The following is a 9,287-nucleotide window of genomic DNA, read 5'->3' on the forward strand; positions in this document are numbered from 1 at the left end:
GGGGTGGGGCGGGCGGCCTCGCGGTCGGTCTCCGCCTTGCAGACCGCGAGCCATAACGCGTCGGCGATCTGCTGCCAGTCGAGGTCCGGCCGGCCGCGCTCGGAGGACCCGTCGGCTGGGTCGTGTGTCATGGCTTTGGGCCTGCTGCATCCAGCCGGTGCCAGACGGCGTGCAGTAGCTCCTCCCATTCGGGACCCGGAACCTGGGCCTGAGACGTCACCAGGTACACCGCGTTGAGCAATTGGTCGGCCGCGAGCCCGCCTTCGAGCCGGCTGCGTTCGAGGAACATCTGGACAAGATCCAGGGCCCGCGGATCGTCCGCCCGGCCCAGGTGCGCGGCCACGATCGCGGCGAGCCGGTCGGCGTCCGGGTCGGGCAGCCGCAGCTGCAGACAGCGGCGGAGAAAAGCGGGCGGGAATTCCCGCTCGTCGTTGCTGGTGATGACGACGATGGGGAAGGCGCGGCAGCGCACCCGGCCGGAGGCGATGACGGTGCTGCGGTCGGGGTCGTCGGTGAGCACCCGGACGGCGGGGCGGCGGCTGCGGATGCGCACCAACTCGGGAATGGCGTATTCGCCCGCCTCGAAGATGTCGAGGAGGTCATTGGGCAGGTCGATATCGCTTTTGTCGAATTCGTCGATAAGCAGGACGCGGGGCAGCCGGTGCGGCAGCATCGCCGTGCCCAGCGGGCCGAGTTGGAGAAAGTCCCCGATGTCCTCCGGCCCGGGCTCGTGTAATTCCGCGTCCGCCGCCTGTCCGGCCGCCGCGGCGTGCACCCGGCCGACCGCGTCGTAGTCGTACAGACCCTGCCGCAGGGTGGTGCGGGTGGTGATCGGCCAGCGCAGCACCCGGCCGAGCCCCAGCTCTCTGCTGATGCGGTACGCCAGCGTGGACTTACCCGTCCCCGGGCGGCCCGTGACCAGAAGGGGACGGCGCAAAATCAGCGCCGCGTTGACGACGTCGGCCTCTTCCGGCTCCGACCGCATGCCCAGGGGAGCGGCACCGAGCCGCCGGGCGGCGTCCTGCTCGTCCTCGGGCGGGGCGGGCGGCTCGGTCGGCGCCTCACCTTCGCGATTCTGTAATACCTCGTTTGAAGACTCCCGCGCCACGGCCTCGATGCCGTCCGGGGGGCCCGCGGAGACGCCGTTGAAGGTGCGCCACGGAGGGGGCGGCGGAAGGATCTCTTCCAGGCTGACGTCGTGCAGCGGGCGGCCGGTGCCTTGATAGATCCACCAGGGGCGGGGGACGCCGGCCGACGACGGGCCGACGCGGGAGGTGGAACCCGGATCGCCGTTCGCGTGTCCGTTGTGCCGACTCGTAGGCCCTGCGTCGGTCATCGACTGCCCACCCCCTCGTCCGGCCCCGCCAACCGTCCTTGCGTCTCCACGGGACGGGTCGGGTCGTCCCAAACGAGCATGACATGTTGCCCAAGGTGCTGTTCGCGTTCCGCGGAGGCTAACCCTTGGGACTCCACTCGCAACTCTTTCACGGCTTCGCGGACGCGTGCCAGGTCCCCGGTGGCCTTTTGTCTCAAGTGATGGGCGAAGTCCGGATCCCGAGGGTGCCGCCGGTCCCATACGACGACGGGGATGCCCGCCCGCCACGCCGCCGAGGCCTGTCGGCTACCCTCCTGGCTCGCGCCCGGCGGCGCGTTCAGCACCAGGGCGACCACATGCTCGTCCGCGTTGAGCCGGGCCAGCAGAGCGCCCGGGTCACCGGAGGGCGGACTGTCCGGATCCGGCCCGTCGACGACGAGGTGCCGGGACCGCTCCGGCTGGGAGCTGAAGGTCTGCCACCGCTTCTTCCAGGGGCGGTACCAGTGCCTGTTCTGGCTGCGCTCCAGGCTCCGTACGACCACCGGGTAGGTGTCGCACAGCGGGGTGGGGAAGTCGCTGTCCAGCTCATGGCGCCACATATGCACCGGCAGATGAAGGTCCTCGGCGCTGAGGACGAACTCCAGATGGATGCAGTGGGCGTCCTCCCACTCCGCCGTGGCCTCGCGCACCAGGTCCTGCACGGCCCGCTCGGCCGTGGCCGCGGTGACGTTGCTGACCGGGCCGCGGATCGGGTACCAACCCGTCGGGTCGTAGGCGTGCCACGAGGAGAGCTCGTACCGGCCGGGCTCGTCCTGCGGCAGCAGCTGGATCACCAGATAGGCGTCGATCGCCTCGGCGGGGGCAGCGTGCCCCACCTGCTGCCGCAGCGACCTCAGCGGCGACTTCAGCGACAGCTCGCGCGCCTGCTCGTCCGCCCAGCTCCGCAGGCGGTCGGCCAGCTCCAGCGGCCGGGCCGACGCGGCCAGGTACTCCACCAGGGCCAGGTTGGGCGGCAGGCCGTCCGGCCGGGCGTTCATCCGGCTCAGGGTCTCGAAGGCGTGCCAGGCGCCGGTGACCGGCGGCACCTCCTGCAGCGGCCCCGCCGCGCCCTGGCACAGCCGCGTCAGCTGCGCGACCTCCAGCCCTTCGAGCAGTGAGCGAAGCCGCTCGGTCGCGTCCGTGGGCAGCGCCGGACGGGCCGTCATCTGCTCCATGACGCAGTCAAGCCGCGTCATGGCGGGCGCGTCCGGGGCCAGGATCGCGAGCGACCCGCGTAGCGCCCACATGAAGCGCTCGTTGTCCAGACATTCCTTGGCCAGCTCCACCAGAAAGTAGTTGGTCACCCGGTGGTTGCGGACGGGCAGCACCTCATCCAGTTCCCTGGCGACCAGTTCCAGACACAGCTCACGGGAGTCCGGTTCCATCAGACACCGGAACTCTTTCAACGCCGTGACGAGATGCTGGACCAGTCTCAGGCCGCCTTCCCCCGTGGCCGCCATGCATGAACCTCCCGTGCCCCCATCACCGGTCCCCGCCGCCGGTGATCTATGCCGGAGACCCTGCCACAGGCGGTCCCCGCCCGGCCCGGACTCCGGACCAACTTGTATGCCCGGAACTCTTCATCTGACACCCCGTGAGGCGCGAGAGTCGCGCCCGTCACACGGTGGTGGTCGGTGATATGGCAGGTCATGGGGGCGCGCGGTGGTCAGCCGAGGCCGGGCAGCTTCAGCCGAGACGTCCACCTCGACCCTGCGGGCGGCCCGGGACCACTGGGCGTTGCGGGAGGTCACCAGGATGCGGCCGGGGCCGCCGGAGGGGAAGAAGGGGCGTACCGTATCCAGTTCCTCCGCGTTGTCGAAGACCAGGAGCCAGCCACGGCAGGGGCGGCCGGTGCGCAGCGCCTCCCGCACCCCACCTGCTGGCGCAGCGAGGTCAGCGACAGCCCGCGCGCCCGCTCGTCTGCTCAGCTCCGCAGCTGGTCAGCGCGTGTTCCAGCGGTCAGGCCGAGACGCCCGGGGATGACGACGGGGTCCCCGAGCCCGGGGCCACGAAAGGTAAAGGGACAGACGAAGCCCAGGGTGCGATCGTCGCTCCGTGGGGGCCGATACGCAGCGGGGAAGGCGTTGTTCGGCTCGTCGTCGGCGGCGTCCGTCGGTCACCGCCCGGCGAGCGCGTCACCCACTCTGGCCCGAGCGGTGCCGGAGAGCGTCTGGTGCAGGGCTTCGACTCGTGAACGGACCAGGCCGCCTTGGTACTCCTGCGGCAACTCCTCCCAGACGGCGACGGCCACGTCGGCCGCGCCAAGGGGATCCCCGTCCGCAGACAGACAGGTCGCCTCGTCCATTGTGAGCAGGGCCCGAGTCATCACCGACGATGAACTGGTAAGGGCGAGCGCTGCCGCCTGTTCTGCGTACGCCTCGCGCGTTTGGCCCATAAGGGTGAACGCCTGCGAGAGGTGTACGTGATGCTTCTGGTACGGGTAGCCGAACCACGTGTCGGCAGCCTGTGAGCCGTCCAATTGCTCGGCGGCGGAACGCGCGTCGGCAACCGCACGGAGAGCCCCCTGCTGGTCACCGGTTGCCGCCAGAGCCCGTGCGGTGACCGCGGCGGCCAGTGCCGCCGACGCGGAGGGCTTCCGCCCGGCCTCGGCACGGGCTTTGGCGGCCAGTTCTGCCGCTGCTCGTGGGGCGCCGTAGTTGAGCGGGACCATCGCATACCGGGCCAGCGTCCAAGCGAGCATGTGGCGGTCTCCCGACTCGCGGGCTGCCTGCTCGGCGGTGGTGAACCAACCGTGTGAGTCACGCTGGTCACCGCGGTCATGCTGGATGATCGCCACCAGCCCGGTGATACCGGCTGCGGTGCGGGCCAGATCCGCCCGTACCGCAGCCTGGTGCGGACGGCCCAGAACATCCCGCAGCAGATCGAGGTCTCCTCGCATCTCCGTAAGGACGACTGCCGGCGGCCGACCGCGATACCCTCCGCGATGCCGCTCGAATGCCTCGTCAAGGTAGGCCAGATCGCCGGCGTTGGAGCCGGTCAACGCGGCGTTGATCCCTTGCCGTGCCTCCGCGATGCCAGGCAGGGGCACGACACCGGTCGCGGCCACCGCTGCCGCGCCGAGAAAGCGTCGTCGATCCACGTCCGTGTCCTCCTCTCCACCGCTTTCGACCGTGTTATCAAAGTACTGGGTTACCGCGCCGAATCGATCGGACGCACCGCCGTTTTCCGGGGAACCCTCCCACGGGCGTGTCGGCAGGCCCAGCATTTCGCCTGGGACGCCGAAGCCGTCGGCAACCCGTGCGATGACCTCTTGTCCCCGGATACCTCGGACGCCCCTGATGATGTCGCTGACGCGCGAGCTGGTCATCTTTCCGATGGCTGCTGCCATCGCTGCATGGCTGGAACCGGTGCGCCGGTTGACGAGGCGGAAGATCTCCTGGAAGTCGCGGGCGGCGCAGGCGCGTTGCATGGCCTCGCTGTGTAAGAGCGCGTCGGGGATCGTGAGCGGGTAACTGCTGCGGCGGGCTTCGCATTCGTCCATGGCTTGATGTTCGTCAGACGGCACACATTCGTGCCGGACGGCGCAGACTCCGGCGCCGCTTGGGACGACCAGGGGCATGGCCGACATCAGCTCGGGCCGAGCAGCTTCAGCCAAGCGATCAGTTCCGCCGTGGCCGGGGCGTCGGGCGCGATGATCGCGAGGACGTCCGCCAGCTGGGTCCACGCGCCGTACGCCTCGCAGGTGCGCAGCAGGGGCAGCGCCTCCGCGCGGCTCGCCGACTGCCTGGCCACCGCCGTGCCGACGCCCGGCAGTTCGCCAGCCTGCCAAGTCGTCTGGCGCCGTGGTGACTACCGGTATCTGCGTGGGCGCGTATGGTGTCTATTTGGCTGCTTCGTGCTGTGCGATGTGGCTGTTCAGTGTCGGTGGTGGCCAGTAGCTGGGCGTGTACACATGGCGATGACATCCAGCGGTATCGGAGAGCGCGAGGCGAGCGCGGCCGGGGAGTCGACGCTTCATCGCCTCGTGACGGCGAATCCGAGCCCGGTCACCAGCACCGCGGCAGCCGCGCAGCCGACCCCCAGCGGGCCGGTCAGGGCCGGGTGCCGGTAGGTGACGTAGGCCAGAGCTGTGACGACGATCAGGATCATCGCCAGGGCAAGCAACAGCAGGTACACCCGTATGTCGTGATTCCGGTCATCACGGTGCGGGGTAGTCGGATCGGGGGCCATCGGATTTCTCCTTCGGGTTCAGGCATTCGGGAAGCCGCATGCGCCGACGGGGGCGTTCGCCCTTGGGGGAGGTTGGCTTGGATCGCGACATCTTGGCGTTACTCACCGCACTTCCCCCATGTGGTGGGTCTTCGACTGGTCCGGCACCGCGTTCGCCCGAGCGGCCGAGCGCTTGCTGAGCGAGCGCGGCGCGTGCGTGGAACGTCCGTGCGCCCTCCAGGTAGGGCCCCGAGAGGGCTTGGTAGACCTTCTCCTGGACGCGCATGTACGGCAGGAGCCGCTCGGTCTCGGGCAGCTCGGGCAGGGTCCCCGAGGGGTGGTTGAGGGCGTCCTGTGGCTCGTGCATGCGTTGGACGAATTCCATGACCGGGATGTTCAGCGGGGCGGCTGCCAGCCGGGAGGCCAGTCTGAAGGCGCTCGGAGACGCGGTGGCACGGAAGCGGAAGACCCGGTCGCGGGCGGTGGGTTCGGGTTCCCGCTCCCAGCGTTCTGCGGGTATCCCCGGCAGCAGCGCCAGGGTGTGACGGCCGCGAGTGGACGGCTGGGTCACCAGTTGTGCCCAGCGGTGCAGCCACCGCGCTTCGAGCTCCAGCATCGGCACCGGGGGTTCGCCCCCGGGCCAGGGGGCTCCGTCGGCGCGCTGCCAGGTGCCGTTGGGCGCGCCCGGTTCGGGCACCCGTACCCGTACCCGCTCGGGGATCAGCCCGGTGTGATGCCAGTGTCCCTGGTTCAGCACATGCAGCACGGCGACCGTGGCGTGCCGGGCCCAGCGGCCCAGCGCCTGTTTGCCGGTGTCGTCGGCCCACGCGGCCGCCGATGCCGTCGGTCAGGACGAGGATGGTGACCAGCCGCCCGACCGTTTGCCGCCACACCACCATGGAGCTGCTGGAGTCCACGACGAGGACCATGTCCATCCAGCGCTCCCGAACCGGCACGCACGCGGGCAGCCACAGCCCCTCGCGCGCGGCGGTCAGCCGAGGCCGAGCAGCTTCAGCCGAGCGATCAGTTCCGCCGTGGCCGGGGCGTCCGGCGCGATGACCGTGAGGACGTCCGCCAGGGCGTCCCACGCACCGTACGCCTCGCAGGTGCGCAGCAGGGCCAGCGCCTCGGTCCGGCTCGCCGACTGCCGGGCCACTTGCGTGCCGACGCCCGGCAGTTCGTCCAGCAGCTGCTGCCAGGCGGTGGGGGACGTCAGCCCCGGAACGGCGAGCAACAGATCAGCCAGCTCGCCCAGTTCACGGATCTTCAGTTTGCGGGCAGCAGCGGTGGGGCAGGCCGTGGCGGAGGTCGTTGCCGCGGGGCCGGCCGGGGCAGTCTCGGGGGTCCGCTTCGCCGCGAGCGCGGGCAGCCGGCGGAGGAGTTCGAAGGCGAACGCCGCCGCGTGCCGGGAGGCTACGGGCTGCCAGTGCTCGTCGTGTGCCTCGTCCTTGTCGGCGAGCAGATCGGAGATGCCGCGGATCACCAGGGCGTCGACCTGCCGGTTGACGTACGCGCCCGCCAGGAAGCCGAAGCCCTCCATGTCCACCGCCACCGCGTCGCCCGCGCCCGCCGTGAGCCGGCGGCCGACCTCCGAGCGCTGGTGGGCCACCACCCGGCCGCCCGCCGCGATGGGCTTGACATGGGCCCTCGGGCGCGGCGCGGCGCCGCCCCCGGCGGGGCGGATTCCGCGCTGCCACTCGTCGCCGGCCGCGATCATCCTGGCCAGCTGGACCAGGTCGTAGGTCGGCTGATGGGTCTTCTGGCGGGGCAGAAAGGCGTCCTCGGTGTCCTTGCCGGTCTCGTAGTCGTACACCGCCTCCGCGGCCACCACATCCCCCAGGCCCACGTCCTTGCGGCCGCCCGCCACCCCGACGAACAGCAGGGTCCGCGGGGCGAAGAGTGCCGAGGCGCGCTCCACCAGGGCCGCGGCGCCCGGGTTCCCCGGGCCCGTCATATGGATCGCGACCGAGGTGCCGGGGTGGTGGCCCTCACGGAAGACGCCCACCTCGAACAGGGACCCCCGCTCGGCCGCCACGGTGCGCAGCTCCTCCAGATGCGCCCGTACGGCCCGGTACTCCACCTCGAGCGCGGTGAGGATGACCGCCTCCGCCCGCGCGCCGCCCGCCGGACCCCCGTCCCCGTCAGACCACACCTTGTCCCCCTAGGTCGCGCATGTCCAAGTGGTTCCATGCTGTCAGGGCCGGTGCAGATCCGCGTACAGCACGATCTGCACCGTCAACACCGCGATCAGCAGGGTTTCGGCCACCGAGATCGCGACGAGCGGTGCCTTGGCCGGGCCGTTGGTCCAGTAGACGATCAGAGCGGCGATCGGCGCCACGGCGAAGAGCAGCAGGTCGGCCGCGAGTTGCAGCCGCTTCCGGGAGATCCGGCGGCGGTCGTCGCGGTGGGCCGTCTCCCAGCCGAAGACCCGCGTCCGGTCGGGTGCCAGCGTGGCCAGCCGTGGGTCGAGGTCCTGGCGTATGTAGCGGCCGATGGCCGAGATCTTTTCGTCGTTGACCAGATAGGTCCAGCCCAGCAGCACCGAGGCCGGGGGCAGCAGCAGAAGCAGTTCGGGCCGGCCGCCGCCTTGCAGCGAGAAGGTGATGATGGCCGCCATGGAGGCGAGCGTGGCGTAGAGCAGATTGTCCCGGAACCCGATACGCGCCCGCTGTTCTTCCTTCACCTGCTCGTATTCCACGATGAGCAGCCTGCCGACGACGGTTTCCTCGTCCCGTGACACACATCCCCCTCGACGAGCTCTCGCGCCCTGATGCCCCGGACCACCGAGCGTAACCGCAGACGGCCGACGGCAGCGCATAGATTTGCCATGCACCGACGGAACGACGAAGGCGAGTTGCACCGATGAGTCTGTACGACATTCCCCTGCACACCCTCTCCGGCGAGCCCACCACCCTCGGCGCGCACCAGGACGCGGCGCTGCTGCTGGTCAACGTGGCCTCCAAGTGCGGGCTGACCCCGCAGTACGAGGGCCTGGAGCGGCTGCAGCAGCGCTACGCGGAGCGCGGCTTCACCGTGCTGGGTTTCCCCTGCAACCAGTTCGCCGGCCAGGAGCCCGGGAGCAGCGAGGAGATCCGTAGCTTCTGCTCGACCACGTACGGGGTTTCCTTCCCGCTCATGGAGAAGATCGAGGTCAACGGCGAGGGGCGGCATCCGCTGTACGCCGAGCTGACGAAGACCGCGGACGAGGCGGGCGAGGCGGGCGACGTCCAGTGGAACTTCGAGAAGTTCCTGGTCTCGCCGCGCGGTGAGGTCGTCGCCCGGTTCCGGCCGCGGACCGAGCCGGAGGCGGCGGAGGTCGTCGCGGCGATCGAGGCGCAGCTGCCGCGCTGAGGGTCCGGGAGACCGGCGGCTGGGCAACCACCGCACCCCGGGCGAACCCCCTCACACCGGGCGAAACCCCTCGCCGGCCCGCGGGGACACCGTCCCCGCGTGCCGGTCGCGTACCCGCTTCCTCAGAACCTGCTCAAACCCGTGGCCTGCGCGTTCTCGGTAGCCCCCGGCGCAAGTAGGCTCATCGCGGCACCAGCACACGTACGGGGGTACACGCGGTGGGACTCGGGGATTTCATACCTGATCCGGTGCAGCGCTTCGTCGACGACCAGGTGGAGAACGTCGGCGAGGCCATCGATGGGGCGGGCGACTTCACCGCCGACCGGCTGGACGACATGGGCTGGTCCGGCGGGGCCGACTGGCTCCGGCGTACGTCCGACTCGGCCGCGAACGCGCTGGGCGCGGACGTCGA

At 70.5% G+C, this 9,287-nt stretch carries 10 protein-coding genes; 2 read left to right on the plus strand and 8 right to left on the minus strand.

The annotated features are described in order from the left end of the window. Nucleotides 1-127 precede the first annotated feature (127 nt). The 8 genes from CCN51_RS39495 to CCN51_RS39530 all read right to left on the minus strand — a co-directional run bounded on the left by CCN51_RS39495 (nt 128) and on the right by CCN51_RS39530 (nt 8,264). Nucleotides 128-1,336 (minus strand): AAA family ATPase, encoded by a 1,209-nt coding sequence (locus CCN51_RS39495; protein WP_014174724.1) that lies wholly within the window; start codon nt 1,334-1,336, stop codon nt 128-130. Beyond that, a complete protein-coding gene (locus CCN51_RS39500) occupies nt 1,333-2,814 on the minus strand; it encodes a VMAP-C domain-containing protein (RefSeq protein ID WP_014174723.1) in 1,482 nt (493 codons plus the stop codon). Before CCN51_RS39500 ends, CCN51_RS39495 begins: the two co-directional genes overlap by 4 nt. Nucleotides 2,815-3,470: 656 nt before the next feature. Then, nucleotides 3,471-4,856, minus strand: a complete 1,386-nt coding sequence (locus tag CCN51_RS39510) for an NsdA family TPR-like regulatory protein (protein WP_014174721.1) — start codon at nt 4,854-4,856, stop codon at nt 3,471-3,473. Between the two features lie 86 nt (nt 4,857-4,942). Continuing rightward, nucleotides 4,943-5,128: an effector-associated domain 2-containing protein gene (locus tag CCN51_RS55295; protein WP_338000815.1), complete on the minus strand. Its 186-nt coding sequence runs from the start codon at nt 5,126-5,128 to the stop codon at nt 4,943-4,945. 201 nt (nt 5,129-5,329) lie between these two features. Beyond that, nucleotides 5,330-5,545: a hypothetical protein gene (locus tag CCN51_RS39515; RefSeq protein ID WP_014174719.1), complete on the minus strand. Its 216-nt coding sequence runs from the start codon at nt 5,543-5,545 to the stop codon at nt 5,330-5,332. Continuing rightward, entirely contained in the window at nt 5,514-6,290 is a 777-nt protein-coding gene (locus tag CCN51_RS39520; protein ID WP_014174718.1) for a hypothetical protein, read from the minus strand. Before CCN51_RS39520 ends, CCN51_RS39515 begins: the two co-directional genes overlap by 32 nt. Before the next feature lie 225 nt (nt 6,291-6,515). Continuing rightward, a complete protein-coding gene (locus CCN51_RS39525) occupies nt 6,516-7,676 on the minus strand; it encodes a phosphorylase family protein (RefSeq protein ID WP_086860675.1) in 1,161 nt (386 codons plus the stop codon). 42 nt (nt 7,677-7,718) lie between these two features. Next, entirely contained in the window at nt 7,719-8,264 is a 546-nt protein-coding gene (locus CCN51_RS39530) for a hypothetical protein (RefSeq protein ID WP_014174717.1), read from the minus strand. Between the two features lie 122 nt (nt 8,265-8,386). On the opposite strand from CCN51_RS39530, the gene CCN51_RS39535 reads away from it, so the two are divergent. Both CCN51_RS39535 and CCN51_RS60290 read left to right on the plus strand, forming a co-directional pair. Then, nucleotides 8,387-8,875 carry a glutathione peroxidase gene (locus tag CCN51_RS39535; protein WP_014174716.1) on the plus strand — a complete coding sequence of 163 codons (489 nt, stop codon included), beginning with the start codon at nt 8,387-8,389 and terminating at the stop codon, nt 8,873-8,875. 248 nt (nt 8,876-9,123) lie between these two features. Next, a partial coding sequence (locus CCN51_RS60290; protein WP_158104738.1) for a putative T7SS-secreted protein occupies nt 9,124-9,287 on the plus strand: 164 nt, incomplete at its 3' end.

This window comes from Streptomyces milbemycinicus, assembly GCF_002154605.1.
In the GTDB taxonomy this organism is placed as follows: Bacteria; Actinomycetota; Actinomycetes; order Streptomycetales; family Streptomycetaceae; genus Streptomyces; species Streptomyces milbemycinicus.